This is a genomic window from Myxococcus sp. MISCRS1 (genome assembly GCF_026626605.1).
Classification (GTDB): domain Bacteria; phylum Myxococcota; class Myxococcia; order Myxococcales; family Myxococcaceae; genus Myxococcus; species Myxococcus fulvus.
The window spans coordinates 405135-430051 of the sequence record NZ_JAPNKB010000001.1; the positions used below are offsets into that span (position 1 = coordinate 405135).

The window sequence follows — 24917 nt, forward strand, 5'->3', positions numbered from 1 at the left end:
GCTTCACAACCCATCGCGCCGAGCCGCGCTGCTGGCCCTGATGGGCTGCGCGTTGCTCGTGGCGCTCCTGCACTCACCGACGGCGAATGCCGCGGAGGCAGGCGCTCCCGTCCAGTTGAAGGAAGGCTGGCGCTATCGCTGGGGAGACTCTCCTCCCGGAACGGATGGCATTCCGTTGTGGGCCCAGACGGCCAACGTCGCCGAGGACTGGCGCCCGGTGGAAGCGAACAAGCCGCCCCCGGGACGCGGGACGAACACGTTCCTGTGGCTGAGCATCCCGTTGCCGGAGGGCCCGTGGGCCGAGCCCGCGGTGATGCTGGGCGAGGTGACCAACGCCGTGGAGGCGTACGCCAACGGTCAGCGCATCTACGTGAGCGGCAAGCTGAACACGTCCGGCGCGGAGCTGTCCGACAACATGGCCTGGCACCTGGTGCCGGTGCCTCGCTCGGCGCTGGGGGGACACCTGCTGCTGCGCGTGCAGTCGAGCAACCCGAACATCGGCGTGGCGCAGGGCGCGCAGGTGGGCTCGCGCCACCAGCTGCTCGCGTTGGTGACGCGTGACGGCCAGGCGCCGTTCGTCATGGGCATGCTGCTGTTGTCGGTGGCGCTGGGCTCGGGCGGTGCGTTCCTGATGCACTGGCGGCGGCGGATGCTCGCGGGCCTGGCGGTCTTCTCCGCCAGCGGCGGCTTCGTGCTGCTGGGCCTGAGCGGCATGCCCAACGCGCTGTGGGACGCGCCCATCACCGCGACTCGCTTCACGGTGCTGGGCATCTTCCTGCTGGTGTCCGGCCTCATCGAGTTCGTGTCGGACGCCATCCTGGACAACCAGCGGCGGTGGTTCCGGCTGGGCGCCATGGGCTACACCGCGCTGTGCGTGGTGGCGGCGTTCACCGTCTTCATCGACCTGGGGACGGCGCAGCGCATCCTGGTGCCCTTCCTGCCCTTCTCCTTCACCATCCTGCTGGTGTGCTTCATCGTGGCGGCGACGGAGGCGTGGCGTGGCAACCCCGACGCGCGCATCTTCATGGGAGGCCTGGCGGGCCTGGTGTTGTTCCTGGCGCTCACGGTGCTGCCGGTCATCGGCGTGTTGAGCGTGTCGTTCGGCAATGTGTCGCACTGGGGCTATCTGGCGCTGACGCTGTCGCTGTTGGGCATCGTCGCGCGGCGCTCCATCGAGGTGGTGCGCTCGCTGGAGGCGCACACCCGTCAGCTGGAGGAGCGGCAGGCGGAGGTCCGAAACCTCGCCGAGCGCATGGGCACCGGCGCCGGGGAGCTGGCCACGGTGGTGCAGCAGCTGCGCTCCACGAGCGATCAGCAGACCGAGGGTGTCAGCCGTCAGGCCGCGGCGCTGCAGGAGGCGGAGCAGACGGTGAAGGAGATCCGCCGCTCGTCGCAGATGACGGCGGAGAAGGCCAGCTCGCTGGCGGCCTCCGCGGAGGGCGCCGAGCAGGTGGGCCGCGAGGGCAGCGCCGCGCTGGAGCGCACGCTGGGAGACCTGGCCGCCATCCGCAACGAGGTGTCGGAGATGGCGCGGCGCATCCTGGCGCTCGACGAGCGCACGCGCGAGGTGTCCGGCATCGTCGACTCGGTGAAGGACCTGGCGGACCAGTCCAACATGCTGGCCATCAACGCGGCCATCGAGGCGGCGCGCAGCGGGGAGAGTGGCCGGGGCTTCGGCGTGGTGGCGCGCGAGATGCGCGGCCTCGCCGACCAGTCCATCCGCGCCACGCACCGCATCCGCGAGGTGCTCAACGGCGTGAGCGCGAGCATGCGCGAGGCGGCCCAGTTCAGCGAGAAGGGCGACGAGCGCGTGCGGCAGAGCCTGGACGCGGTGCGCACCTCCAGCGCGCAGTTCCAGGAGCTGGCGGTGCTGATTGGCGACTCCAGCGCCAGCATGCGGCAGATCACCGCCGCGGTGAGCGCGCAGGACGCGGGCACCCAGCAGATGGCCCTGGCCATCCAGGAGCTGTCCGGCCAGATGCAGCGCACGCTGAAGACGGTGCAGGAGACCCAGGAGGCCACGCGCTCCGTGCAGTCGCTGGCGGAGAGCATGTCGGGCCTGGCCACCCAGTCGCTCCGGACGGAGAGCGGCACACACGCCGCTCCGCACCGCTGAACGAGGTTCCTCTCACGCTGCGAGCCCATATGCCCACCCGTGCCACGCTGTCGGTCGTCTTGCTGCTCATCGGCGCCCTCGCCTGCGCTTGCGCGACGACGCAGGCGGCGGACGCCGACCAGCCTCCCCGGCCCAAGACGACGGTGCAGGTGGAGAGCCGCAAGACGGTGGACGTGAACCTCTACGCCCTCAACGGGGCGCGGCGGGTGCGGCTGGGCACGGTGCCGGGGATGTCCAGCCGCAGCTTCGTGCTGCCCCCGGACATGGTGGGCGTCACGGACCGCGTGCGCTTCGGCGTGGAGATCATCGGCACGTTCGGCGGCAAGAACATCGGCAGCGAGCGCCGCTTCGAGAGCGAGCAGGAGATCTCCGTCCAGCCGGGCGAGGAAGTCACCCTCACCCTCTACTGAGCGGACGGGCCCACCTCCCCATCCAGGGGGAGGTGGTGGCCGGCTAGCGTGGCGTGGGCGCCGGGCGGAACGACGCCAGGTCCTCCGCGGCCCCCCCGCGTGGGCTGGGTGAGCGCCTGGACCCCGTCGAAGGGCAGCGCGGGCGCGGGCTCCAGCTGGCGCGGCGGGCCTTCCGGCGCGGCCAGGGCGGGCTCGGTGACGTCGAGGGTGAAGAAGCCCCCGTTGTTGTCCTCGTTGCCCTCGGCGACGGTGGCCTGCGGAAGCGATGGATGCAGGCCGTCTGGGTTCCGATGGCGGGGACGGTGGCCATGGGGCAACCCCCGCGTCAAGACAGACATCCGTCGCCCGGCCGTTCCAAAGCCAGACATCGGCAATCGGTGGACAAGGCTGGAACACGGACGCCCCCGGCCGGTATGACTGGGCCACGGGCGGCACGCGCACCACGTTCACCGTGGGACGCGCCATCACCCAGGCCACCGGCTGACACACGACGAAGTCCCATCGGCACGCGGGAGAATCCTCGACGTCGCACGGACGAGATGGACGGGCACAATCAGGCGGCTACAGTCCGCCCATGACTGTCCAGGCGATGAGCGTACTGCTGGAGGTGGACGACGGCGTCGCCACCCTCACGATGAACGATGCGGCCCGCCGCAACGCGATGACCCCCGAACTGGGAATCGCACTGCGCGAGCGCGTCGAGGAGCTGCGCGGACGTAGCGACGTGCGCGCCGTGCTCCTCACCGGCGCGGGCGGGACGTTCTCCGCCGGCGGAGACCTCCAGATGCTGGACCGCCTGCGCCAGGTCCCCTTCGAGGAGGCCCGCCTCTTCATGCTCGAGTTCTACTCGCGCTACCTCTGCCTGCTCGACCTGCCCGTGCCGACCATCGCCGCCGTCGAGGGCGCCGCCATCGGCGCGGGCCTCTGCGTGGCCCTCGCGTGCGACCTCGTCATCACCTCCGAGGACGCGAAGCTCGCGCTCAACTTCGTCCAGCTCGGCCTGCACCCCGGCATGGGCGCCACCTTCCTCGTCCCACTGCGCGCCGGCCCCCAGCGCGCCGCCGAGCTGCTGCTCACCGGCCGCCGCTTCGATGGCCGCGAGGCCGCCCGGCTCGGCCTCGCCCTCGAGGCCACTCCCGCGGACCAGACGCGGACCCGCGCCTCCACGCTCGCCCGCACCATCGCGGCCAACGCACCGCTCGCGACCCGAGGGCTCAAGCAACGGCTCGGCCTGGACCGCGCGGCCCTGCGCCGTGCGTTGGAGGAGGAGGCCCGGCTCCAGGCGGAGAGCTACGGCAGCGCGGACCTGGGCGAGGGGCTCGCGGCCGCCGCGGCCCGCCGTCCTCCCGTCTTCCACGGGCGCTAGCCACAAGGAGCATGAGCACATGGCCCCCCTTCGATTGGAACGACACCTCCACGGCGTCCACGTCGTGCTGCACTGCGAGGACGACGCGGAGGAGCAGGCCGAGTGGGTGCTCGGTGTGCTCACCCGCCTCCCCCCAGGTGGGCTGCTCCCCGGCCGCACGCTGCGCTTCGGCTGGTCCAGCCTGCGACTCGACCCACGGGGCACCTCGCTCGTGGTGACCGAGCCCGACTTCGCCGGCAACCCGATGACGGACTGGCGAGACGACATCACCGTGACGCTGCGGGTCCAGGGCCGCATGCTCGAGACCACCCAGGCGGTGGGCTGCGATCCCCTCTTCCCTCGCTATGGCGACCGGGTCGACGCCCTGCCCGGCTGGGAGACCAGCTCGCGGCTCGCCGTCGCGCGCATCCGCGCCCCCGAGGCCACCGACTCCGGCTGGCTCATCATCCCTCCTGGCGCCGCCACCGGGCAGGAGCCCGAGTCCCTCCCCCTCTACGCCCTGCTCCATCGCCGCCCCGCCCTGCTGTCCGCGCTCGCGCTGCCCGTGGGCTGGGTCGCCGAGTTCGAGGACGACGCGCTCCTCGGCTACGGCCGGCCGAACTGAGAAGCCGTCACCGCCGTCAGGTCCGCTCGGGACGAAGCGTCGAGCGCCGCAACTCAAATTCAAGAGAATGACATCGTGACCAAGCTCAATCAGATCATCGCCGTCGAGAAGGGCGTCAAGAACCGCTCCCAGCAGGAGCTGACCCAGGCGCACCACGACCTGCAGAAGCCGCAGCTGCTCAACGGCATCTCCCGCACCTATCAGCCCCGGGACGAAGAGGGTGAGCGCTTCCCCCCCGAGTCCACGCGCGTGCAGGTGCGCACCGACGACGTGCTGAAGAAGACGAAGGAGATCCTCACCCGCCTCTTCGACGTCACCGCCACCAAGGACCTCACCAACTGTCGCGCCAAGGCCGACGTGAGCGTGGACGGCCGCGTCCTGCTCAAGGGCGTGCCCGCGACGTACCTGCTCTTCCTCGAGAAGCAGCTGGTGGACCTGCACACCTTCGTGAAGAAGCTGCCCACGCTGGACCCGTCGGAGTCCTGGATCCCAGACCCGGCGCAGGGCCTGTGGGCCACCGAGCCCGTGCAGACGGCGAAGACGAAGAAGGTCCCCCGCAACCACGTGAAGGCCGAGGCCACCGAGAAGCACCCCGCCCAGGTGGAGGTCTATTACGAGGACATCGTCGTCGGTTACTGGAAGACGGTGAAGTACTCGGGCGCCCTGCCGGCCGTCCGGGTCAATGAGCTGTTGGAGCGCGTGGAGAAGCTCCAGCAAGCGGTCAAGTTCGCGCGCGAGGAGGCCAACGCCGTCGCGGCGGAGGAGATGAAGGCCGGGGATGTTCTCCTCGGCTACCTCTTCAGCTAGGCTCGCGCACGCAGTCCTACGGAGTACAAACTCAAGCTCAGCAGCAAGTTGACGCCGAGCGTTCCCGGGTCGTCTTCCAGTGCAGGTTCGAACCCTGCCCCCGCCAACCCTGTGGCGGGGTAGCCCAAATGGTAGAGGCGAGCGACATAGACCGGGCCCGCGAAGCACCCCAGTTTCAGACTCTCACTCCAGACTCAACATTCGCTGTCGTGGGTCCGATCAACCGTCTTCGCCCTTCTCCTCGAGATGCTGGTTCAATTCCAGCCCGCCGCTTGTTCCCCCCTCGCGCGGCGGTCGTTCAATCGCAGGACACGAGGCCTCACCCTGAGGCGAAGACTTAAACGTGCGGACTCCAATATGGCAGCACCCCGGGCCCGGTCAGGAGGACACCCTGATCGGGCCCACTTCTTTTGGGAATCTTCCATTCCAGCTGTCACGCATCCGTCGCTGAGCGTGCACGGCGCGGCGCGCCAGGGCGCGTGGGGTTGCCCCTGACTCGCGGGCCGACTTCAATGCGGAGTCGATGCTGTTCGGAAGCAAGACGCCCCCCTCCCGTTCCCAGCTCGTCACCGACGCGGACCTCGCGCGCTCCAAGGGTCGGCTGAACAAGGCCATCTCCGGCTATCGCAAGGCGCTGGAGCTGGAGCCCAAGGACGCGGTGGTGCTGGGCAAGCTCGCGCCGCTGCTGGCGAAGACGAAGCAGTCGGAGGCCGCGCTGGAGAGCTTCCGCGCGGCGGCCCAGGCGCACCTGGACAAGGGCTTCGCCGACAAGGCGCTCGCGGTGTACGCGCAGGCGACGGAGCTGTTCCCTCGCGAGCTGGACCTGTGGCGCGAGGTGGCGCGGCTGCACGTGGAGAAGGGACATCGCGCGGAGGCGGTGAAGTCGCTGCTGCGCGGACGGCTCCAGTTCTCCCGGGCCTCGGAGCAAGGCAGCGCCATCGCGCTCCTGCGCGAGACGCTGGCGCTGGATGCGTCGCTGTTCGAGGTGAAGCTGGACCTGGCGCTCCAGCTCGCGCGCCAGAAGCAGCGGGACCAGGCGCTGGAGATGCTCTCGCCGCTCGAGGCCGAGGCGAAGGGCCCGCGCCAGGTGCGCAAGCTGCGATGGACGCAGGCCCAGGTGAGCCCGAGCGTGGGCGCCTACTTCGCGTGGCTGCGCGCGGTGCTGCGCGGCGGCTGAGGCGGGTCAGGAGCGCGGGAGCTCGGCCTGGATGCTCCGCCACGCGAGCCTCGGGAGCCGGGAGCGAATCCACGCCGGGTCCAGCGCCGCGCCCGCCAGGTAGCGCCGACACGCCTCGTGACTGGGGCCGAGCAACACGACGTCCAGCTGCAGCGGCGTCCACACGGGCACCCCGTCCTCGGCGATGAAGCGCGCCGTGTGCTGGATGATGGGCCCGAGCAGCTCCATCTTGCGAGCCAGCAGCACCTCCGCGGCGCCCGCGCTCAGCTCCATCGCCATGGCCTGGTACATGAAACGCCCCTCGTCCGGATGGGCCAGGACCCACTCCAGGTGCCCATCTACCAGCGCGAGCACCGCCTCCTCCGCCGTGGACGTGGCCAGCACGCGCTCCGTCTGATGCGAGAAGAGCCGCTCGAAGGTGCGCAGGAGCAGCGCCAGCGTCAGGTCCGGCAGCCCGTCGAACAGGTGGTAGACGCTGGAGGGGCTCGCCCCCGCGGCCTTGCGAATCTCCTCGATGCCCGTGCCGAGGACACCCCGCTCCGTGAAGCACTGCAACGCCGCGTCCAGCAGCTCGTCGCGTCGCTTCACCCCATCCCGTCGTGCTGGCCCCATGCGCCCCTACCCTATGTCCGGCCCTCCCCCGGGTCATCTGGAGCAACCCTCCAACTCCTCCGTCCCCGGCCGGGGAAGCGCGGGCACCGGGGCGAACGCTCGCCGAGGTCGTGAGCCCGGACGCGGTACAAAGGGCCCGTGCGCCTCCAGCCCCACCCCTTCACCCTACGGCAACTCCAGTACGCCGTCGCCGTCGCGGACAGCCTGAGCTTCCGCAAGGCCGCCGCGCTCTGCCACGTCTCCCAGCCCTCGCTGAGCGCGCAGCTCGCGCAGCTCGAGGAGGCGCTCGGGGTCCGCCTCTTCGAGCGGGACAAGAAGCGCGTGCTGCCCACCGCCGCGGGCCAGCGCCTGGTGGAGCGCGCCCGCCGGCTGCTCCTGGAGGCGGACGACCTCCAGGAGGAGGCCCGGCGCGTGGGCAACCCGCTCGACGGCACGCTGCGCATCGGCATCATCCCCACCGTCTCGCCCTACCTGCTCCCCTCGCTCACGCCCGCGCTGCGCCGCCGCTTCGCGCGCCTGACGGTGGCGTGGGTGGAGGACAAGACGGAGGTCCTGACGCGCGAGCTGGAGGCGGGCACGCTGGACGCGGCGCTGCTCGCGCTGGAGGCGGACGTCGGCGACGTGGAGCGGGACATCATCGCCCGGGACGCGTTCTTCCTCGTCACGCCCAAGGGCCATCCGCTCGGCGCGAGGGACACGCCGGTGCCCCCCTCGGAGCTGCGCGACGCGAAGGTGCTCCTCCTGGACGAGGGCCACTGCCTGCGCGCCCAGGCCCTCTCGTTCTGCACCCGCGCCAGGACCCACGAGCAGGAGTTCCGCGCCACCAGCCTGTCGACGCTCGCGCAGATGGTGGCGGGCGGCGCGGGGGTCACCCTGCTGCCCGCGCTGGCCCTGCCGACGGAGAGCCGACGCGCGGACCTGGACATCCGCCCCATCGCCGCCCCCACGCCCCATCGCACGCTCGCGCTCGTCTGGCGGCGCAGCACCCCGCTCGCGAGCGCGCTTCGCCAGCTGTCCGCCGTGCTCCGCGAGCACTACCCCGACACACCACCCGCCCGTCCCCGAGGCCCGGCGCGAGGCCGCTGAAGCCGCGTTGGCGTCAGAAGCTCCCCGCCATCCACGCGCCACCCAGGACGATGGAGAGCGTGGAGGCCACGCGGGGCACATGGGTGGCCACCTTCGCGGACACCCGCTTCGCGCGCGAGAAGGCGGCGATTCCCGCGGTGAGCGCGGACATGGCCAGGGTGCTTCCCACCGAGAAGCCTCCCAGGAAGAGGGCCTGCTCCACCCCCGTCCCCGCCACCGCGACGGGCAGGAGCAGCAGCAGCGCCGACGCGCCCGTCAGGCCGTGGACCAGCCCCACCGCGGCGATGCCCCGCGACTGCCGCGCCTCATCGCCCGTCCCCACGCGCCGCTTGAGCCCCCACACGCCCATGCCCAGAAGCGCCAGCCCCGCGATGCGCTCCGCCCACCGGTCGACGGACTCCAGATGCACCGCGGACAGGACGACCATCAGCAGCCCCGCCGCGACCAGGGTGCCGAGCCCATGGCCGAGCCCCCACAGCAACCCCACCCGCCAGGCCCCCTGGCGCCGTCCGACGGACAGCGGCGCGAGGCTCAGCAGATGGTCCGGTCCCGCCAGCGCGTGCAGCGCACCTGAACCAACACCCGCCAGCGCGATGAGAGGCATCGTCAAGGCTCCTTCCACCTTGCATGGAAAGATGCCCATCGCGCATGCCCCGTTCCAAGACATCGTTTGGATGAAGGTGATAGCCGGGGGCTATCACCCGCCAGCACGGCCGCCTACCCGCCCAGCACGGGACGCGGGGCCAGCGCCGGGGAAGAAACCTCGCGCCACCAGGGCGTCACCGTCTCGACGCGCGTGGGCTCGCTCGCGGCCCCCAACCGGGGCGTGAACAAGCGCACCTGCTGCTCCGAGGCCAGCCGGACGAGCGTCTCCGCGGGCTCGTCCCACGCGTGCAGCGCCAGGTTGAAGGTGCCCCAGTGCACCGGCATCAGCCGTCCACCGCCCAGCATGTCGTGGACCTTGAGCGCGTTCTCCGGCCCCAGGTGGATGCCACCCCAGCTCGGATGGAACGCGCCGACCTCCAGCATCACCAGGTCGAACGGGCCATGCAGCCGGCCCACCTCGCGGAACTCCTCCGTCAGCCCCGTGTCGCCGCTGAAGAAGAGCCGATGACGCTCCCCCTCCAACACCCACGAAGCCCACAGCGTCCGGTTCCGGTCCGCCAGCCCCCGTCCCGAGAAGTGCTGCGAGGGCGTGGCCGTGAAGGTCACCGGCCCCACCGGGTGCTTCTCCCACCAGTCCAGCTCGGTGATGAGCTCCGGCGCCACGCCGTAGGCCTCCAGGTGCATCCCCACGCCCAGCGCGGTGATGAACGGGACGCGCCGCTTCGCCAGCGCGGTGATGGTGGCGCGGCACAGGTGGTCGTAGTGGTCATGCGACACCAGCACCGCATCCAGCGCGGGGAGTGTCTCCAGTGACACCGGCACCGGGTGGAAGCGGCGAGGGCCCGCGAAGGACATGGGCGAGGCGCGCTCGCCGAAGACGGGGTCCGTGAGGATGCGCGCGCCGTCCAGCTCCAGCAACATCGTGCTGTGCCCCAGCCACGTCACCCGCAGGCCGGAGTCGGGCCGCCGGGTCCACGCCTCGAGCGGGCTCTCCAGCGGGAGGACGCCGGGCGGCGTGCGCTGGGTGCCGCCGAAGAAGTACTCACCCAGCAGCGGGAGCGGATTGCCCTGGAGGCCGGGCCCCACGGGGGCGGTGTTGCGAAACCGGCCATCCTCGTACCGCCGCGAGGCGCGCATCTTCTCGAGCCTCGGGCCCGAAGGCCCACAATCCCGTCTGGAAGAACCCATGCGGCCTCTTCTAACGGGCGCCCCTGACTCTGGCCACCTCGCCAGCAGCCCGGACATCCACGCCAACGCTCGCCTCCCCGCCCGCCGGGTGGCTCAGGGCGGAGGGGTGTGAGACGCCTCCTCCCGGGCCACGCGTGAGTGGCGCCGCCCGTAGCCGAAGTAGATGACCAGGCCCAGGCCCAGCCAGAGCACCAGCCGCAGCCACGTCTCCAGTCCCAACCCCAGCATCAGCGCGCCGCAGGTGAGGATGCCCAGGATGGGGACCGCGGGGACGAACGGCGTGCGGAACGGCCGGGGCAGGTCCGGCTGCGTGTAGCGCAGCACCAGGATGCCGGCGCAGACCACCATGAACGCGAACAGCGTGCCGATGGACACCAGGTGCCCCAACAGGCCGATGGGGAACAGCCCCGCGACCACCATGGCCACCACGCCGGTGATGAGCGTGGAGACGTAGGGCGTGCGGAAGCGCGGATGGATGCGGCCGAAGAAGTCCGGCAGCAGGCCGTCGCGCGCCATGGCGTAGAAGACGCGGGGCTGGCCCATCAACATCACCAGCACCACCGACGCGAGGCCCGCGATGGCGCCCAGGCCGACGATGGGGCGAAGCCACGCCAGCGCGGGGCCGCCCTTGGAGATGGCCACGTAGACGGGCTCGGCGACATCCAGCTCGTGGTACGGCGCCAGGCCCGTCATCACCCCCGCCATCAGGACGTAGAGCACGGTGCACACCACCAGCGAGCCGAGGATGCCCCTCGGCAAATCCCTCTTCGGGTTCTTCGTCTCCTGCGCGGCGGTGGAGACCGCGTCGAAGCCGATGTACGCGAAGAAGATGACGCCCGCGCCCGCCAGCACCCCGCTCCAGCCGAACTGACCGAACTCCCCCTGGTTGGGCGGGATGAAGGGCGTCCAGTGCTCGCGCTCGACGTGGAAGGCGCCGAAGACGATGACCAGCAGGACGATGGCCACCTTCACGAAGACGATGATGTTGTTGACGCGCGCGGACTCGTGGATGCCCACGACGAGCAGCGCGGTGAGCACCCCCACCAGCACCACCGCCGGCAGGTTGATGAGCGCCCCGGTGGCGTGCGGCACGAGCGAGCCGGGCGTCGTCCCGAAGGGCGCGTTGGCCAGGGCCGCGGGCAGCTCCCAGCCCACGTAGTCGCGAAGGAAGGCGGTGAAGTAACCGGACCACCCCACCGCCACCGCCGACGACGCGAAGAGGTACTCCAGCATCAAGTCCCAGCCGATGATCCACGCCACCAGCTCGCCCAGCGTCGCGTAGCCGTACGTGTACGCGCTGCCCGCGACGGGAATCATCGAGGCGAACTCCGCGTAGCACAGCCCGGCGAGCAGACAGCCGAAGCCCGCCAGCACGAAGGACAGGACGATGGCAGGGCCCGAGTGCTGCGCCGCCGCCGTCCCCGTCACCACGAAGATGCCGGCGCCGATGATGGCGCCGATGCCCAGCAACGTGAGCTGGAACCCATTGAGGGTGCGGTGCAGCTGCTGTCCCTCGCCGTCTTCACCCTGGAGCCTCGCCAGGCTCTTCTTCGACCAGATTCCCACGGCCGGCAGTCAACGCCGACTCACGAGCCTTCGGGAAGCGCGGAGGTCGGAGGGCGCCGCGCAACTGTCACCCGGCGAGCGAATCGCCTACCAGCGACGGTCCTCGCGGCGCTCACGGCGGTCCTCGCGACGCTCCGCCTTGTCCTCGCGCACCTCCTGGTAGCCCTCGCGAATCTCTCGCTCACCCAGGCGGATGAGCTCCTGGATGAGGTCGCGCTTGCGGTGCAGGGCCCCGCCGCTCCGACGCCCCTCCAGCTCCGCCAGGTCCTTCGCGATGGCCTGCCGCGAGCGCAGGGTGGCCAGCTCCGCCTTCACGTCCCGCTTGTCGTCGCGGGCATCGCGCCGGTCATCCCGGAGGTCGCGGCGCCCATCGGAGCGGCGGCCCCAGGCCGCATCGTCCCGGACCTCCCAGGCCTCCGCGCGGGCCTCGCGCTGACTGCGCTTCGCCTCCGAGCTCGCCGACGCCAGCTCGACGCGGCTCTCCTGCAGCTCCATGCGCATCAGCTGACGGAGGCGGAGCTCCACGGCGCGCATCTCACGTTCGTCGTTGCGGCTCCAGGCCCGGTCGAAGCGGCCGAGCACCGACTTCAGCTCCGCCACATCCAGGCGGTCATCCTTGAGCTCGCGCCGGTTCTCGTGCTGCTCGTGGTGGTTCTGGCCGCGCTCGGACGGATTCGCACGGAACTGCGCCTGGGCGCTGCCGGCGAAGAGGAGTCCAGCGAGCAGGGCGGAAGAGAAGGCGTTCATGGGGAGGGGTCCTCGGGAGCACGAAGCTCGCTTGCGTGTTCTGGGCTTTCCGACGCCCCTGGCCCCGATTTATTCGAGGCCACCCCGCTCCCCCTTGGCGCCGAGGTGGGATTCACGCCGACTACTGGGAGCCGACGGTGCAGTCCCCCGTCACGGTGGGGGCCGGAGCGCCGTTCACCGTGTTGCCGGTGAAGACGTTGTCCGACGCCAGCACCAGCTCCACCGCGCCGCTCCCCCGGTTGCAGACCACCACGCCCCCCATCCCCGCCTGGTTGTAGAGGAAGCGGTTGCGGCGGAGCGTGACGGCGCGCGTGCCCAGGTCCTCCAGGTAGATGGCCGCGCCAGGCCCTCGCGTCACGGTGTTGCGCTCGAAGAGGTTGTCCTCGAGGAGGTCGTTGTTCGGCTGGAAGTAGTGCAACGCGCCGCCGCCTCCCAGGTCATAGGTGCCCTGCGGATTGGGCCAGGTCAGGAACGGGCGCACGACGAGGGTGCTCCACTGGCTGCCCCGGAAGGCCACCAGGGTATTGCCGCGGAACGTGTTGCCGCGGACCACGGAGTTCTGACCGTGGGTGACGCACATCGCGCCGCCGCCCGCCATGGACGACGTGCCCGGCTGCGCGAAGCGGTCGATGTCGAACGTGCGGTTGTTCTCGAACACGGTGTTCTCCACGCGCGAGCCGTTGGTGAACATGAGGTCCAGCGCGCCGCACATGGCCGCGGACTCGTTGTCCCGGAACAGGGAGTTCAGGATGGTCACCGGCCCCGGGTAGTAGGCCCACAGCGCGGCGCGCGTCCAATCCCGCTCGCCGTTGTAGTCGTTCTTGCGCACCCGCTCGAAGACCATGTGCTCGAACACGGGGTGCCCGTTGCCCACGGAGCCGGGGCCGTAGAAGTTCATGCCCCACCAGCCATACGGGTTGGTGGAGGTGAAGGTGACCTTCTTCTGCGCGGTGCCGCGCACCTGGATGCCGCCGTAGACGCGCAGCTCCACGCGCCCCTTGTGGTAGTTCATCACGTCGTCGATGGAGCTGTTCACGTCGGCCTGGGTCACCTCGGGGCGGCCCTTGAAGTCGATGACGACGCCCGGCTGGACCGTGAGGACCTGGCCCTTCGGAATCTTGACGACGCCCTGCGCATCGCCGATGACCTGATAGGGCGAGCCCGCCTCCGTCAGCGTCCCGGAGAGCGTCCCCGTGATGACGGTGCCCGCCTTCGGGCCCTTGGCCACGCCACGCGCGTGAGGGCGCGGTGGCGAGGAGGCCTCGGAGCGAGCGGGCACGGACAATGTCAGGCATACGAGCACCCAATGAGCCATCGACAGCGGTCGCGACGGAGTCTTCATGAGGTGCGGGCAGGTAACACGGGCGGGAAGCCCCCACCATCGCATGTCGGTCCGATGCGAGCCCGCTGCGCTCGCCGTCCATCCTGCACACCGGTACGCCGCGCGCTCATTCCCGCGAGCACTTCCCCGCCCCGCGGTCGGGATTCCCGAGCCGACGCGGCGAGTCGGTGGGAGGTCCGGGTGGACGGGAGGGGCCCTCTTCGCGCGCGCGAACAGCTTCGCTAGACTCCCGGCCACGATGGAGCTCGTGCTGTCGTTTCTCGCGGGCGCCTTGCGTCCGTGTGGGCCAGACGAGTCACACGCCCTGGCCCGGCGATTGGGGGAAGCCATGGTCCGCTGCCGAGAGGCGTGGCCGGAGATTGCATTGTCCGGCGACGTCTTCGCGAGGCACCTCGGCGAGCGCATCCCTCCCCGCCTCACACTGGCCGAAGGGCTGGACGCGTTGAGGGTCGAGGACCTCTACCTCGCTCGCGCCTGTCTGGAGGGAGAGCGTCCCGCGCTCGAGTCCCTCCAGCGCGCCATCCTCCAGCCCGTCACCCGCGCCATCCGCCGCGTGGACCGCGCCGAGGCGTTCGCGGACGAGGTGCTCCAGCTCACGCGGATGCGGCTGCTCGTGGGCAGCACGCGGCAGGGGCCTCGACTGGCCGAGTACGAGGGGCGAGGCGCGCTGCGCCGCTGGGTGGAGGCCATCGCCGTGGGCATGGCCCTGTCCCTCAAGCGCGCGCCTGTCCGCGCCACCTCCCTGGACGATGCGCTCCTCGTCTCCGACCTGCATGGCGCGGACCCCGAGCTCGCGCTCATCCAGCAGCGCTACCGGCCCGCCTTCCGCGCCGCGTTCGCGGAGGCCCTCGCCTTGTTGTCGCCTCGCGACAGGAACCTGCTGCGGCTGAGCCTGGTGCAGGGCCTGGGCGTGGAGTCGCTCGGGACGCTGCATCAGGTGCACGCCTCCACCGTCTCGCGGTGGCTGGCGCGGGCGCGGCAGGCGCTGCTCGCAGGCACTCGCGAAGGGCTCTGCCGGCGGCTGACGCTGGACACGGCGCAGCTCGACAGCCTCCTGCGGGTGATGGACGCGAGCCTCGCGGTGAGCCTGTCCTCGCTGCTCGCCGAAGGATGAGCGACATGCCTCCAGCTTCCGACACCGCGTGCCTGGATGACCCCCAGCTCCTCGACCTCGCGGACGGAGTGGCGTCGCGGGAGCTGCGGGCCCGGGCGGACACCCACCTGGACCGCTGCCCCGATTGCCAGGCACGGCTCGCGGGCTTCCTGCGCGCGCGTGCGCCGTCGACGCCGGACACACCAACGGATGCGCCACGGACGCCCACCACGCTGCTCGAGGCACCGCCGTCGTCACGACGGATGCCCTTGTCCGCGCTGGAGAGGGGCACGCTCCTGGGACGCTACGTGGTGCTGGAGCGAATCGGGGCCGGGGGCATGGGTGTCGTCTACGCGGCCTATGACCCGAGCATCGACCGACGCGTCGGGCTCAAGCTGGTCGCGGCCACGGACCAGGTGCTGAGCGAGGCCCGCGCCGCCGCGCGCACCCAGCATCCCTCCGTCGTCGCCGTGCACGACGTGGGTCGGGTCGACGACCGGGTCTTCATCGCGATGGAGCTGGTCGAGGGCGGCACGCTGCGCCAGCACCTGGCCAGCGCGCGTCCGGACTGGCGAGGGGTGACCCGCCTCTATCTGCAGGCGGGTCACGGGCTCGCCGCCGCGCACGCCGCCGGTGTCATCCACCGCGACTTCAAGCCCGACAACGTCCTGGTGGACCGGGCCGGCCGCGCGAAGGTGACGGACTTCGGGCTCGCGCGCCTCGCCGCGCCCATGGAGTCACTGCCCGCTCGCGCATCGACGGACATCGAACCGGCGCCGCACATCGCCTCCACGGCCGCGGCCGGCACTCCGGGCTACATCGCGCCGGAGGTGCTGGCGGGAGGACGGGTGGATGCGCGCTCGGACCAGTTCAGCTTCTGCGTCGCGCTGTTCGAGGGGCTGTCCGGTGTGAAGCCCGGTGCTCCGGAGGCACGCGAGGCCCTCGCACGCGCCTCGGTCCCCCGCGCGCTGCTCGCCGTGGTGCAACGCGGGCTCTGCCCTGCTCCCACCGAGCGCTACCCGTCGATGGACGCGCTCCTCGTGGCGCTGGAGCGCGCGGCCTTCCCCAGGACGTCGCGCTGGCTGGGAGCCGCGGGGGCGTTGGTGGGCCTGGCCGCGGTCCTCACCGCCATCCTCGTCACGCGAGGGCCCCGGCCGTGCACGGACAGCGCGTCGCGGCTCGTCGGTATCTGGGACGCGTCTCGAAAGGCGGCCCTGCGCGAAGCCTTCCTCGCCACGAAGGCTCCCGAGGCGGAGAGCGCGCACGCGGCCTTGAGTCAGTCCCTGGACGCGCAGGCCGGAGCGTGGGCCGAGACCCATCGCGACGCCTGCGAGGACACGCACGTCCGCCAGGAACAGTCCGAGGCGGCGATGGACCTGCGCATGAACTGCCTGGAGCGCGCCAGGCGTGAGCTGCGCGCCCTGGTGGACGTCCTGCGCACCGCCAACGCGAACGAGGTCTCCGGTGCGCCCCAGATGGCGCGGGGGCTGCGTGACGTCTCGAGCTGCGACGACGCGGAGGCGCTCGCGCGGCCGGTGCCGCCTCCCTCAAAGGGCCCCGACGTGGAGAAGGTGCGCGCGGCCTATGAGACGCTCGCGGACGCGAAGGCGCGCGACATCGCGGGGCGCTGGAGCGAGGTCCAGGCGCTCGCCGCCACGGTGGAGGCCGCGGCGCGCGCGGTGGGCTACAAGCCGCTGCTCGGCGAGGCGCTGCTCGCCCAGGGCCGCGTGAAGCTCCAGGAGCGGGACGAGAAGGAGGCAGCGCGGCTCCTGCGCCAGGCGGTGCTGGCCTCACAGGCGGGCCGCGACGACGACCGGGTCATCGAGGAGATGACGCTCCTGGTCCAGGTCGAGGGAGAGCTGGCCGAGCGCCCCGAGCACGCCGACCTGTGGCGCGACCTGGCGCAAGCCCAGCTGGAGCGCATCGGCGGCGACGAGCAGCTCGAGTCGAACCTCACCTTCGCCCACGGGCTGGTGCTCACCCGACAGGGCCGCCACGCGGAGGCCATCGTCCAGCTGGAGCGGTGCATCGCCATCCGCGAGCGGACGCAGGGCAAGGACGCGTATGTCCTCCTCGATGCCTTGCTCGCGCTCGGGACCGCGCAACGCGGCGTGGGACGCCTCGAGGAGGCCCTGGCCACGCAACAGCGCACCCGGACGCTGCTGGTGCGGCACGTGGGCGCCGAGCATCCCTTCGTCGCGATGACGCTCAACAACCTCGCGGGCACGCTCATCAAGCTGCGCCGCTACGACGAGGGACTCGCGACGTACGACGAGAGCATCCGCCTCTTCGAGCGCATCCACGGCCCGGGACAGCCGGCCAGCTACCTCATGAGCCTGCATGGGAACATCGGCGCGGTGGAGGCCTCGCGGGGACGCTACGAGCCGGCGCGTGAGGCATTGGAGCGCGCCTGGGCGCTCGCCCGCGAGCATCGACCTCCGGGCCACCCGGACCGGGCCTTCGTCGCGGGGAACCTCGCGGTGGTCCTCGCGGGGCTCGGGAAGGTGGATGACGCACTCGCGCGCGTGGAGACCATGCGCGCGGAGCTGGACGCCGCCCAAGCCGAGGGACGGCGCAGCCAACGCCACGCCGACCTCCAGACGCGCATGGCGGAGATCTTCCTGAAGGTGCGTCGCTTCGAGCAGGCCGCCACCCAGGCCCGCGCGGCCGCCGCGCTCCTGGGCGAGCTGGGCGTGCACGACGAGCGCGCCACGCCGCTGTGCCGGCTGGCGATGGCCCTGCTGGGTTCGGGCCGACTCGTGGACGCGGAGCGCGTGGCCCGGGAGGCGGTGACGCTGCGAGAGCGCACCGGGTCCTCCCTGCCCGAGGACCTGGCGGAGGCGCACTCCATCCTGGGACAGGTGCTGCTGGCGAAGGGAGACGCGGAGCAGGCCCGCGGCCTCCTCGACCAGGCCCTGGAAGACTGGGAGAAGGATGGGGCCAGCGCCTTCACGCTCGCCGAGACACGCTTCGCCCTCGCCCGGGCGCTGCGGCAAGCAGGCGTGGAACCGGAGCGGGCCCGGGCCCTGGCGCTCTCGGCCCGCGACGCCGTGGCGCCCACCTCCGAGCCCCGGAGCCCGCGGCTGGAAGAGGTGGAGGCGTTCCTCGCGGGAGCCCCCCCTCCGCGCGCCGCGTCGGGTCGCGTAGACTTCGCGCCACGATGAACCGCGACGAAGCGAACCAGGCCCTCGAGCTCATCCGCCGGGTCGTCTCCCAGGCACGGGATGATTCGGCCCTCCAGAACTGGGGCGTCATCTGGATGCTCCATGGCTTCACCAACGCCGCGGGCTTCGCCGGCACGCAGTGGCTGTGGACCGGGGGCCACCGCACGCCCCAGGCCTACGTGGTGCTCTGGGCGCTGGTGCTCGGCTTCAACATCGTCACCATCTTCCTGCTCAAGCGCGGGCAGACGGCGGGCGCGCGCTCGTTCATCGAGCGGCAGATCTGGGCCATCTGGAGCACCTTCGTGGGCGGCATGGTGCTGGTGGCGCTCTGCAACTGGCTGCTCGGTCTGGACCGGCTGTTCATGCCCGCCATGTCCTGCGTGTTGTTCGCCACGGCCTTCTCGATGATGGGCGCGCTGATGGGCCGCGTCTGGTTCGCGGTGGCCGCCTTCTTCGCGGCCATGGCGCTGGTGATGACCCGCCTGCCGGACCACGCCTACGGCCTGCTGGCGGGACTGTGGCTCGTGGTGCAGTGCGGAGGCGGGCTCGCGCTGCACCGGGCCCGACTGCGCAGGCTCGCGTCGCAGCGCCCCGAGGCGCGGCTGGTATGAAGCCGGAGTCGCTCGCCGCGCTGGTGGCCCTCGCGACCGAGCCCTGGGGGCTGGACGAGCAGGAGCTCCATGCACGCCTCTGGCTCGCGGGAGTGGAGGATCCAGGCTCCGCGCTGCGAGCCCTCTCGGGCGCCGGGCTGGTGCGACAGGAGCGACGCCGCTGGACACCGACGCCCTCCGGGCACGAGGCGCTCAGACATGCCGAGGGCCTGCTCGCGGCGAGTCAGGACCCGAGCCCCAGCTCTCCCGACATGGAGGAGTGTCCGTCGGTGCCCTGGCTCACGCAGGTGCAGACGCACTGGGTGGAGGCCGTGTCGCTCAACTACGCCGTGGACCCGGAGCGGCTCGCGCGCATCCTGCCGGCGCCCCTGGTGCCCGAGCTGCACCGAGGCACGGCGTGGGTGCAGGTGCTGATGTCCTCGCTGCGCGACATGCGCCCCCAGGGGGTGTCTCCGCTGCTCGGCGTGTGCTTCTACCAGGTGAGCTACCGGGCCGCGGTGCGCTACCGCAACGCGCGGGGCGAGTGGCGGCGCGGCGGCTACTTCGTGCGCAGCGAGACGAATGATCCGGTGATGCGCCGGGTGGGCAACACGCTGGACGAGTTCCGCTTCCACGAGTTCGGCGAGGCCCAGATGGTGATGGCCCGCGAGGGCGAGCTGCTCACCCTGGCGGTGGACCCGGAGGCGCGCTTCGCCGGGGGGCGACTGGTGGCGGTGTTCGACACGCGCCCCAGGACCGAGCCTCCCGTCGGCAGCGTGTGGACGGGATTGGAGGACCTGCACGAGCCCCTGGTCGAGTGCTACGACGCGCTCGGTGTCTCCGGCGACTTCGTCTACGTGCTCACCATCGACCGTGCCCCGTGGAACGCGCGCTTCTGCACGCCCGTGGAGCTGTACTGTGAGTACTTCGAGGACGGTCCGCTCGCCCCGGGCGCGCGGCTGGACTCGGTGCTCCATCTCACCGAGTGCGCGTACCGCTGGCGGCCCCTGCGCCGGGAGCGTCACGCGCCATGACGGACAGCGCTGGAACGATGGCGGGGCCCGAGGTGTCCAAGCCGCGATGAGCCCTTCCCTCTTCCGAATCGTCAGCCTCCTGGGCATCCTCCTCGCGCTGGGCGCGCAGGCCAAGGACCGCGTCGCCACGGCGCGCCAGGGCCGCATGAAGGACGTCACCGCCCTCTTCGCCGCGGCGAAGACCCCGTGGCCCACCGAGCAGCTCTACGTGCGGGCCTTCAAGCACGAGCGCGAGCTGGAGGTCTGGGCGGGTCCGAAGGACGGGCCCCTGGTGAAGGTGCGGACCTATCCCTTCTGCGCCGCGTCCGGTGAGCTCGGCCCCAAGCGGAGGCTGGGAGACCTGCAGGTCCCCGAGGGCTTCTACACCATCGACCTCTTCAACCCGATGAGCAGCTACCACCTGTCCATGCGGGTCAGCTATCCGAACGCGGCGGACAAGCACCACAAGACGCCCGGTGTCTCGCTCGGCGGCGACATCTACGTGCACGGGGACTGCGTGAGCATCGGGTGCATCGCCATCGAGGACGGCCCCATCGAGGAGCTGTACCTGATGGCCCTCGACACGCGCGCGCACACGAAGAGGGACCCGATCATCCACATCTTCCCGCGCAGGCTCGACGCGGCGGGGATGACGGCGCTGGAGGCCCAGGCGGGGACGGACGCGAAGCTCCTCGCCCTCTGGCGGAGCCTCGCGCCCGCGTATACCGGGTTCGAGGAGAGCCGGCGGGTGCCGCGCACGAGCATCGACACGAAGACGGGCGAGTACCGCGTGGCGCCCGCCCCGAAGCCGCGCGCCGCGGGCCGCTGACGCCTACGGGTACAAGAAGCCCGCGGCCTGGGCATCCAAGCGGCTCAGCACCAGATCGCCCGCGATGCGTCCGCACCCGGGATAGTGCATCACCGAGGCCGGGTCAGGGTCCGTCAGCGGGCATGTGTTGGCCTGCCCCGGACACGTGGCGCTCGGCTCGTGCAGGAAGCCCAGCACGTGTCCCAACTCGTGCCGCAGCAGGCCCGCCAGCGTGTACGGCGCGATGGAGCCGAAGGCCGTGGTGTCGATGAGGACGTTGCGCGCCGAGCGAGCCGCGTTCGGGAAGAACGCCCGCGCGTAGTAGGCCGCGCCGTTGACGGGACGGACATCGAAGATGACCCCTGCCTGCGAGGCCGTGCACGCGCCGTCGAAGCTGGACGCGTGGAGAAAGTCCACGTTGGCCGCCGCCTCCCACGCGGCCGCCGCCTGGTTCAACGCGTTCACCACCACCGCGTGCCTCGCACCGAACGCCGTGCTGACGCAGTAGCGCAGGTCGCGCGCCTCGGAGGGCGTCCACTTGACGATGACACCCTCGGGACAGCCCACCACGAGGCCCGGCCCCTCCGAAGGCTCCAGGTACGCCCGGAGCGCCGACGCGCCATCGAAGGCCAGGTCACCCTCGACGACGTACACCTCCGAGTCGGGCTCCCGGTACGCCTCGAGCCGCTGACTGGAGACCGTCGCTGTCTCCTCCGGCTCGGCTCCGGCGCACGACGTGACGAGGACCGCACCGCCTAGCAGCAGCACTCCCGTGAAGCAGATGGCACGCATGGACTCCCCCCTTCGAGGGAGACACTAGCCCATCCGGGGACGCGGGCGCGGCCCGCGCTACTTGCCGCGCACCAGCACGATGTCCACGCGGCGGTTCAGCTCACGGCCGCGAGGAATCAGGTTGGGCGCCTTGGGACGGGTGTCCCCCAGGCCCGCGGTCTCGATGCGCGTGGGATTCAGCCCCTCGCGCACCAGCGCGTCCGCCAGGGCCTTCGCACGCGCCTCGGAGAGCGCCTGCCGGGCCGTCGCGGGCGCCTCGCGGTTGTCCGTGTGCCCCTCCAGCCGCAGCTTCAGCGACTCGTCCCGCACCAGCATGTCCACCAGCAGCGCGATGTCACCCGTGGACCCCTTGCGCGGCGCGGCCTGCTTCTCCGCGAAGCGCGGCGGCTTGGGCAGCTCCACCCGCTCGTTCTTCACGCTGGCCTGCGCCGTCTTCTTCGCCGGCGCCTTCGTCAGCGTGAAGGACACCGTGGCCTCGCGCTCGCGGGTCACCTTCACCTGACGCGTCTGGGCCAGGAAGCCCTTGGAGAGCACGTCCACGGTGTACTCGCCCGGAGGCAGCATCACCGGCACGGGCTTCTTCGCGCTCTTCTCGAGGATGACCTGCTGCGGCGCGCCCTTGCCCCGGACATACGCCGTGGCCTCCACCGGCTTCTTGCCCGACAGCACCTTCAACAGCAGCTTGCCCGGCGCCACCGGCCCCAGCTCCGGCGTCGCCACGGGGGGCGGCGCCATCGCCAGCGGCTGGGTCGTGGGCGGCGGCGTCACCGGCGGAGGCGGCAGGGGCAGCGTCACCGGCGCCCGGGCCACCACGGCGGGCGTGCCCGCGTCCTCGACCAGCGAGGCGTCCGCGAGCTGCGCGGTCATCTCCGCCGACACGTCATGGTTGAGCTTCAGCTTGAGGCGGGGGTCCGGCGCGGTGGGGTTGATGCCGGGGAGCACCCGCACCTTCATGCGCAGCCCCTTCTGCGCCTGGAACGTGACGGACGCCGTCATCTTCCAGAGGAAGCCGCTCTCCTCGCTGAAGAGGTTCCACGTGTCGTTGTTGGTGTAGGTGACGCGCGACACCAGCGTGTACGAGCCCTCGTCCACCTTGAGCGCCGCGAGCCGGTGGACACCGGGGCCGCTGAGGACGTCCAGCCCGGGGACCGCCAGCGGCTGGCCATTGAGGATGAAGTCCACCTCGAGGAGCTTGTAGGCCCGCGCGCCGCCGGCGCCGGGCAGGCCCTCGTAGGTGATGACGATTTCGGGCGGAGGCGTCTTGACCAGCGCCTGGAGCTGACGGTCCAGGTCTTCGCGGGCGCGCTGCTCGACGGAGGAGGGCTCGGCCGCGCGCGCCGTGGCGCTCGCGAGAGCCAGGATGCCGAGCCACAGTGCTTGGACGGAAGAGGAAGCCACGGGGGTCCACAGCATCGCACAACCTGGGCCCTCCGCGAGTTGTCAGCCGGGCAAGCTGACCACCAGACGACCGTCAGGCCCCCTCCCCTCCCAGACCGCGCTATCCTCACTCCATGTCCAAGGCCAGGCGCTACCGCTGCACCGCGTGCGAGCACATCTATGACCCCGCTCTGGGCGACCCCGACACCGGCATCCCCCCGGGGACGGCCTTCGAAGACCTCCCGGACGACTGGATGTGCCCGGATTGCATGTCTCCGAAGTCCTCCTTCGAACCCCTGGACGACTGAGCCACGGGGGGCTACTCCTCGGCGCCGGAGACTCCTCGAAAAGGCCGTGAGATGACCGACTTTCAGTTCCAGGAAATGCTTCCGCTGGGCAAGGACGAGACGCCCTACCGCCTGCTCACGAAGGACTACGTCACGCCCATCGAGGCCGCCGGGCGTTCCTTCATCCAGGTGGCGCCGGAGGCCATCTCCCTGTTGACGCGCGAGGCGATGCGCGACATCGCCCACCTGCTGCGTCCCGGGCACCTGGGCCAGCTCTCGAACATCCTGAAGGACCCCGAGGCGTCCTCGAATGATCGCTTCGTGGCGCTGGAGCTCCTGAAGAACGCGAACATCGCCGCTGGTGGCGTGCTGCCGTCCTGCCAGGACACGGGCACCGCCATCGTCATGGGCAAGAAGGGCCAGCACGTCCTCACGGACGGGCGCGACGAGGAGGCCATCTCCCGGGGCGTGTTCGACACGTACCGCACGTCCAACCTGCGCTACTCGCAGATGGCGCCGCTGGACATGTACAAGGAGGTCAACACCGGCAACAACCTGCCCGCGCAGATCGAGCTCTACGCGACGGCGGGTGACGCCTACAAGTTCCTGTTCATGGCCAAGGGTGGCGGCTCGGCGAACAAGAGCTACCTGTACCAGGAGACCAAGGCGGTCCTGAACCCGCAGAGCCTGCTGGCGTTCCTGGACGCGAAGATCCGCTCGCTGGGCACGGCGGCGTGTCCGCCGTACCACCTGGCCATCGTGGTGGGCGGCACGTCCGCGGAGTTCGCGCTGAAGACGGCGAAGTACGCCTCCGCGCGGTACCTGGACACGCTGCCCACGGAGGGCAACGCGCTGGGCCGGGGCTTCCGCGACGTGGAGCTGGAGCAGAAGGTGCTGGAGCTGACGCAGCGCATGGGCATCGGCGCGCAGTTCGGCGGCAAGTACTTCTGCCACGACGTGCGGGTCATCCGTCTGCCACGTCACGGGGCGTCGTGCCCGGTGGCCATCGCGGTGTCGTGCTCGGCAGACCGGCAGATCCTCGGGAAGATCACCCGGGACGGCGTCTACCTGGAGCAGCTGGAGGCGGACCCGGCGAAGTACCTGCCGGAGACGACGGAGTCGGACCTGGGCGGCGAGGTGGTGAAGCTGGACCTTAACCGGCCGATGAGCGAGCTGCGCGCGGAGCTGTCGCGCTACCCCATCAAGACGCGCCTGTCGTTGTCGGGGCCGATGGTGGTGGCACGCGACATCGCGCACGCGAAGCTCAAGGAGCGGTTGGACCGCGGCGAGGGCATGCCGCAGTACCTGAAGGACCGGATGGTGTACTACGCGGGTCCGGCGAAGACGCCGGAGGGCTATGCGTCCGGCTCGTTCGGTCCGACGACGGCGGGTCGCATGGACGCGTACGTGGACCAGTTCCAGGCGGAGGGTGGCAGCTTCGTGATGCTGGCGAAGGGCAACCGCTCGCAGGCCGTCACGGAGGCGTGCAAGAAGCACGGCGGCTTCTACCTGGGCTCCATCGGCGGCCCCGCGGCGCGACTGGCCAAGGACTGCATCACCAAGGTGGAGGTCCTCGAGTACGAGGAGCTGGGCATGGAGGCCGTGTGGAAGATCGAGGTCGTCGACTTCCCGGCGTTCATCGTGGTGGATGACAAGGGCAACGACTTCTTCGCCAACATCAACAAGCCCACGGCGAAGAAGGGCTGACGGACGCGATGTACCGACGGAGGGCTCGCGCCGCGAGCCTCCGTCACCGCTCGACGACGCCCACGGCCGCCATGGCCTGGAGGACACGCGCGATGTCCTCCGCCCGCCCTGCCCAGCGATACTCCTCCAGCAGGGCGCTGTAGACGGCATGGGCCTCTTGCGTCGAGCCGCCCTGCGCACACGCCTCCGCGAGCAGCTCCCGAGATGAGGCGGCCCTCGGCTCCAGCGTCAGCACCTGCTTCAGCAGCGCCACGGCCTTGAGATGGAAGCCGTCGCGCAGGTACTCCCGCGCGATTCGGGAGAACATCTCCGCGGCCTCCCGCGCATCTCCCGCCCGCTGAAGCAATTCAGCGGCACGCTGGAGTCGGACGATGTTGCGCGGCTCTTCCTCCACGAGCGCCAACTGCTGCTCAATCGCATCGCGAAGCCCCATGTCGTGCCTCCGCTGAGTCCTTCCGG

Annotated in this window: 24 protein-coding genes; 14 read left to right on the forward strand and 10 right to left on the reverse strand. The window is 71.0% G+C overall.

The window, feature by feature from the left end:
* Window positions 1-40 precede the first annotated feature (40 nt).
* Together OWM54_RS01485 and OWM54_RS01490 are read left to right on the forward strand one after the other, a co-directional pair.
* Window positions 41-2116, forward strand: coding sequence for a methyl-accepting chemotaxis protein (locus OWM54_RS01485; protein WP_223751133.1), 2076 nt, complete (start codon window positions 41-43; stop codon window positions 2114-2116).
* Window positions 2117-2145: 29 nt separating this feature from the next.
* Window positions 2146-2526, forward strand: a complete 381-nt coding sequence (locus OWM54_RS01490; protein WP_223784365.1) for a hypothetical protein — start codon at window positions 2146-2148, stop codon at window positions 2524-2526.
* Here the strand turns inward: OWM54_RS01490 and OWM54_RS01495 are convergent.
* Window positions 2520-2864 (reverse strand): hypothetical protein, encoded by a 345-nt coding sequence (locus OWM54_RS01495; protein WP_267696418.1) that lies wholly within the window; start codon window positions 2862-2864, stop codon window positions 2520-2522. The genes OWM54_RS01490 and OWM54_RS01495 overlap by 7 nt on opposite strands.
* A 251-nt stretch (window positions 2865-3115) precedes the next feature.
* Here OWM54_RS01495 and OWM54_RS01500 point away from each other — a divergent pair, with 251 nt between their 5' ends.
* The 4 genes from OWM54_RS01500 to OWM54_RS01515 all read left to right on the forward strand — a co-directional run bounded on the left by OWM54_RS01500 (window position 3116) and on the right by OWM54_RS01515 (window position 6480).
* Window positions 3116-3892 carry an enoyl-CoA hydratase/isomerase family protein gene (locus OWM54_RS01500; RefSeq protein ID WP_223784363.1) on the forward strand — a complete coding sequence of 259 codons (777 nt, stop codon included), beginning with the start codon at window positions 3116-3118 and terminating at the stop codon, window positions 3890-3892.
* Window positions 3893-3911: 19 nt separating this feature from the next.
* Complete coding sequence (locus OWM54_RS01505; protein ID WP_223784362.1) at window positions 3912-4496, forward strand: hypothetical protein; 585 nt, start codon at window positions 3912-3914, stop codon at window positions 4494-4496.
* Window positions 4497-4571: 75 nt separating this feature from the next.
* Window positions 4572-5303, forward strand: a complete 732-nt coding sequence (locus OWM54_RS01510) for a hypothetical protein (protein WP_223751113.1) — start codon at window positions 4572-4574, stop codon at window positions 5301-5303.
* A 523-nt stretch (window positions 5304-5826) separates the two neighbouring features.
* Window positions 5827-6480 (forward strand): hypothetical protein, encoded by a 654-nt coding sequence (locus tag OWM54_RS01515; protein ID WP_223751112.1) that lies wholly within the window; start codon window positions 5827-5829, stop codon window positions 6478-6480.
* A gap of 6 nt (window positions 6481-6486) precedes the next feature.
* Here OWM54_RS01515 and OWM54_RS01520 read toward each other — a convergent pair whose 3' ends face one another.
* Window positions 6487-7068 carry a TetR/AcrR family transcriptional regulator gene (locus tag OWM54_RS01520; RefSeq protein WP_267696420.1) on the reverse strand — a complete coding sequence of 194 codons (582 nt, stop codon included), beginning with the start codon at window positions 7066-7068 and terminating at the stop codon, window positions 6487-6489.
* A 162-nt stretch (window positions 7069-7230) separates the two neighbouring features.
* On the opposite strand from OWM54_RS01520, the gene OWM54_RS01525 reads away from it, so the two are divergent.
* Window positions 7231-8178, forward strand: a complete 948-nt coding sequence (locus OWM54_RS01525) for a LysR substrate-binding domain-containing protein (protein ID WP_267696421.1) — start codon at window positions 7231-7233, stop codon at window positions 8176-8178.
* A gap of 13 nt (window positions 8179-8191) precedes the next feature.
* Here OWM54_RS01525 and OWM54_RS01530 read toward each other — a convergent pair whose 3' ends face one another.
* The 5 genes from OWM54_RS01530 to OWM54_RS01550 form a co-directional block, all read right to left on the reverse strand.
* Complete coding sequence (locus OWM54_RS01530) at window positions 8192-8782, reverse strand: hypothetical protein (protein ID WP_223784459.1); 591 nt, start codon at window positions 8780-8782, stop codon at window positions 8192-8194.
* A 113-nt stretch (window positions 8783-8895) separates the two neighbouring features.
* Window positions 8896-9972: an MBL fold metallo-hydrolase gene (locus OWM54_RS01535; protein WP_223751109.1), complete on the reverse strand. Its 1077-nt coding sequence runs from the start codon at window positions 9970-9972 to the stop codon at window positions 8896-8898.
* A 93-nt stretch (window positions 9973-10065) separates the two neighbouring features.
* Window positions 10066-11538: an amino acid permease gene (locus OWM54_RS01540; RefSeq protein WP_223751108.1), complete on the reverse strand. Its 1473-nt coding sequence runs from the start codon at window positions 11536-11538 to the stop codon at window positions 10066-10068.
* An 87-nt stretch (window positions 11539-11625) separates the two neighbouring features.
* The gene (locus OWM54_RS01545) at window positions 11626-12285 is read right to left on the reverse strand and encodes a hypothetical protein (RefSeq protein WP_223751107.1); all 660 of its coding nucleotides are present in this window, start codon (window positions 12283-12285) and stop codon (window positions 11626-11628) included.
* 121 nt (window positions 12286-12406) lie between these two features.
* On the reverse strand, window positions 12407-13513 hold the full coding sequence (locus OWM54_RS01550) for a right-handed parallel beta-helix repeat-containing protein (RefSeq protein WP_267696422.1): 1107 nt from the start codon (window positions 13511-13513) through the stop codon (window positions 12407-12409).
* 442 nt (window positions 13514-13955) lie between these two features.
* Between OWM54_RS01550 and OWM54_RS01555 the strand changes: the two genes are divergently transcribed.
* The 5 genes from OWM54_RS01555 to OWM54_RS01575 are packed head-to-tail and all read left to right on the forward strand — an operon-like array spanning window position 13956 to window position 20316.
* Window positions 13956-14741, forward strand: coding sequence for a sigma-70 family RNA polymerase sigma factor (locus tag OWM54_RS01555; RefSeq protein ID WP_267696423.1), 786 nt, complete (start codon window positions 13956-13958; stop codon window positions 14739-14741).
* Between the two features lie 5 nt (window positions 14742-14746).
* Window positions 14747-17884 carry a serine/threonine-protein kinase gene (locus OWM54_RS01560; protein ID WP_267696424.1) on the forward strand — a complete coding sequence of 1046 codons (3138 nt, stop codon included), beginning with the start codon at window positions 14747-14749 and terminating at the stop codon, window positions 17882-17884.
* Window positions 17881-18495 carry a hypothetical protein gene (locus OWM54_RS01565; protein WP_223784359.1) on the forward strand — a complete coding sequence of 205 codons (615 nt, stop codon included), beginning with the start codon at window positions 17881-17883 and terminating at the stop codon, window positions 18493-18495. The genes OWM54_RS01560 and OWM54_RS01565 overlap by 4 nt, the downstream gene beginning before the upstream one ends.
* On the forward strand, window positions 18492-19508 hold the full coding sequence (locus tag OWM54_RS01570; protein WP_267696425.1) for a DUF2071 domain-containing protein: 1017 nt from the start codon (window positions 18492-18494) through the stop codon (window positions 19506-19508). Before OWM54_RS01565 ends, OWM54_RS01570 begins: the two co-directional genes overlap by 4 nt.
* Window positions 19509-19554: 46 nt before the next feature.
* Entirely contained in the window at window positions 19555-20316 is a 762-nt protein-coding gene (locus OWM54_RS01575) for a L,D-transpeptidase family protein (protein ID WP_267696426.1), read from the forward strand.
* Window positions 20317-20319: 3 nt separating this feature from the next.
* Here the strand turns inward: OWM54_RS01575 and OWM54_RS01580 are convergent, their stop codons facing one another.
* Together OWM54_RS01580 and OWM54_RS01585 are read right to left on the reverse strand one after the other, a co-directional pair.
* Window positions 20320-21087: a hypothetical protein gene (locus OWM54_RS01580; protein ID WP_267696427.1), complete on the reverse strand. Its 768-nt coding sequence runs from the start codon at window positions 21085-21087 to the stop codon at window positions 20320-20322.
* Between the two features lie 57 nt (window positions 21088-21144).
* On the reverse strand, window positions 21145-22500 hold the full coding sequence (locus OWM54_RS01585) for an OmpA family protein (protein ID WP_223784356.1): 1356 nt from the start codon (window positions 22498-22500) through the stop codon (window positions 21145-21147).
* 98 nt (window positions 22501-22598) lie between these two features.
* On the opposite strand from OWM54_RS01585, the gene rd reads away from it, so the two are divergent.
* Entirely contained in the window at window positions 22599-22772 is a 174-nt protein-coding gene (gene rd, locus OWM54_RS01590) for a rubredoxin (protein WP_063789776.1), read from the forward strand.
* Window positions 22773-22823: 51 nt separating this feature from the next.
* Window positions 22824-24458 carry a fumarate hydratase gene (locus OWM54_RS01595; protein ID WP_267696428.1) on the forward strand — a complete coding sequence of 545 codons (1635 nt, stop codon included), beginning with the start codon at window positions 22824-22826 and terminating at the stop codon, window positions 24456-24458.
* A gap of 43 nt (window positions 24459-24501) precedes the next feature.
* Here OWM54_RS01595 and OWM54_RS01600 read toward each other — a convergent pair whose 3' ends face one another.
* Window positions 24502-24891 (reverse strand): hypothetical protein, encoded by a 390-nt coding sequence (locus OWM54_RS01600; protein WP_223784355.1) that lies wholly within the window; start codon window positions 24889-24891, stop codon window positions 24502-24504.
* Between the last annotated feature and the right edge of the window lie 26 nt (window positions 24892-24917).

Excerpts from the sequence above, each read along its gene's own strand:
- OWM54_RS01485 (WP_223751133.1), top strand. The coding sequence starts at position 41 with ATGGGCTGCGCGTTGCTCGTGGCGCTCCTGCACTCACCGACGGCGAAT.
- OWM54_RS01490 (WP_223784365.1), top strand. The coding sequence starts at position 2,146 with ATGCCCACCCGTGCCACGCTGTCGGTCGTCTTGCTGCTCATCGGCGCC.
- OWM54_RS01495 (WP_267696418.1), bottom strand. The coding sequence starts at position 2,864 with ATGTCTGTCTTGACGCGGGGGTTGCCCCATGGCCACCGTCCCCGCCAT.
- OWM54_RS01500 (WP_223784363.1), top strand. The coding sequence starts at position 3,116 with ATGAGCGTACTGCTGGAGGTGGACGACGGCGTCGCCACCCTCACGATG.
- OWM54_RS01505 (WP_223784362.1), top strand. The coding sequence starts at position 3,912 with ATGGCCCCCCTTCGATTGGAACGACACCTCCACGGCGTCCACGTCGTG.
- OWM54_RS01515 (WP_223751112.1), top strand. The coding sequence starts at position 5,827 with ATGCTGTTCGGAAGCAAGACGCCCCCCTCCCGTTCCCAGCTCGTCACC.
- OWM54_RS01530 (WP_223784459.1), bottom strand. The coding sequence starts at position 8,782 with ATGCCTCTCATCGCGCTGGCGGGTGTTGGTTCAGGTGCGCTGCACGCG.
- OWM54_RS01535 (WP_223751109.1), bottom strand. The coding sequence starts at position 9,972 with ATGGGTTCTTCCAGACGGGATTGTGGGCCTTCGGGCCCGAGGCTCGAG.
- OWM54_RS01545 (WP_223751107.1), bottom strand. The coding sequence starts at position 12,285 with ATGAACGCCTTCTCTTCCGCCCTGCTCGCTGGACTCCTCTTCGCCGGC.
- OWM54_RS01555 (WP_267696423.1), top strand. The coding sequence starts at position 13,956 with ATGGTCCGCTGCCGAGAGGCGTGGCCGGAGATTGCATTGTCCGGCGAC.
- OWM54_RS01560 (WP_267696424.1), top strand. The coding sequence starts at position 14,747 with ATGCCTCCAGCTTCCGACACCGCGTGCCTGGATGACCCCCAGCTCCTC.
- OWM54_RS01565 (WP_223784359.1), top strand. The coding sequence starts at position 17,881 with ATGAACCGCGACGAAGCGAACCAGGCCCTCGAGCTCATCCGCCGGGTC.
- OWM54_RS01570 (WP_267696425.1), top strand. The coding sequence starts at position 18,492 with ATGAAGCCGGAGTCGCTCGCCGCGCTGGTGGCCCTCGCGACCGAGCCC.
- OWM54_RS01575 (WP_267696426.1), top strand. The coding sequence starts at position 19,555 with ATGAGCCCTTCCCTCTTCCGAATCGTCAGCCTCCTGGGCATCCTCCTC.
- OWM54_RS01580 (WP_267696427.1), bottom strand. The coding sequence starts at position 21,087 with ATGCGTGCCATCTGCTTCACGGGAGTGCTGCTGCTAGGCGGTGCGGTC.
- OWM54_RS01585 (WP_223784356.1), bottom strand. The coding sequence starts at position 22,500 with ATGCTGTGGACCCCCGTGGCTTCCTCTTCCGTCCAAGCACTGTGGCTC.
- rd (WP_063789776.1), top strand. The coding sequence starts at position 22,599 with ATGTCCAAGGCCAGGCGCTACCGCTGCACCGCGTGCGAGCACATCTAT.
- OWM54_RS01595 (WP_267696428.1), top strand. The coding sequence starts at position 22,824 with ATGACCGACTTTCAGTTCCAGGAAATGCTTCCGCTGGGCAAGGACGAG.
- OWM54_RS01600 (WP_223784355.1), bottom strand. The coding sequence starts at position 24,891 with ATGGGGCTTCGCGATGCGATTGAGCAGCAGTTGGCGCTCGTGGAGGAA.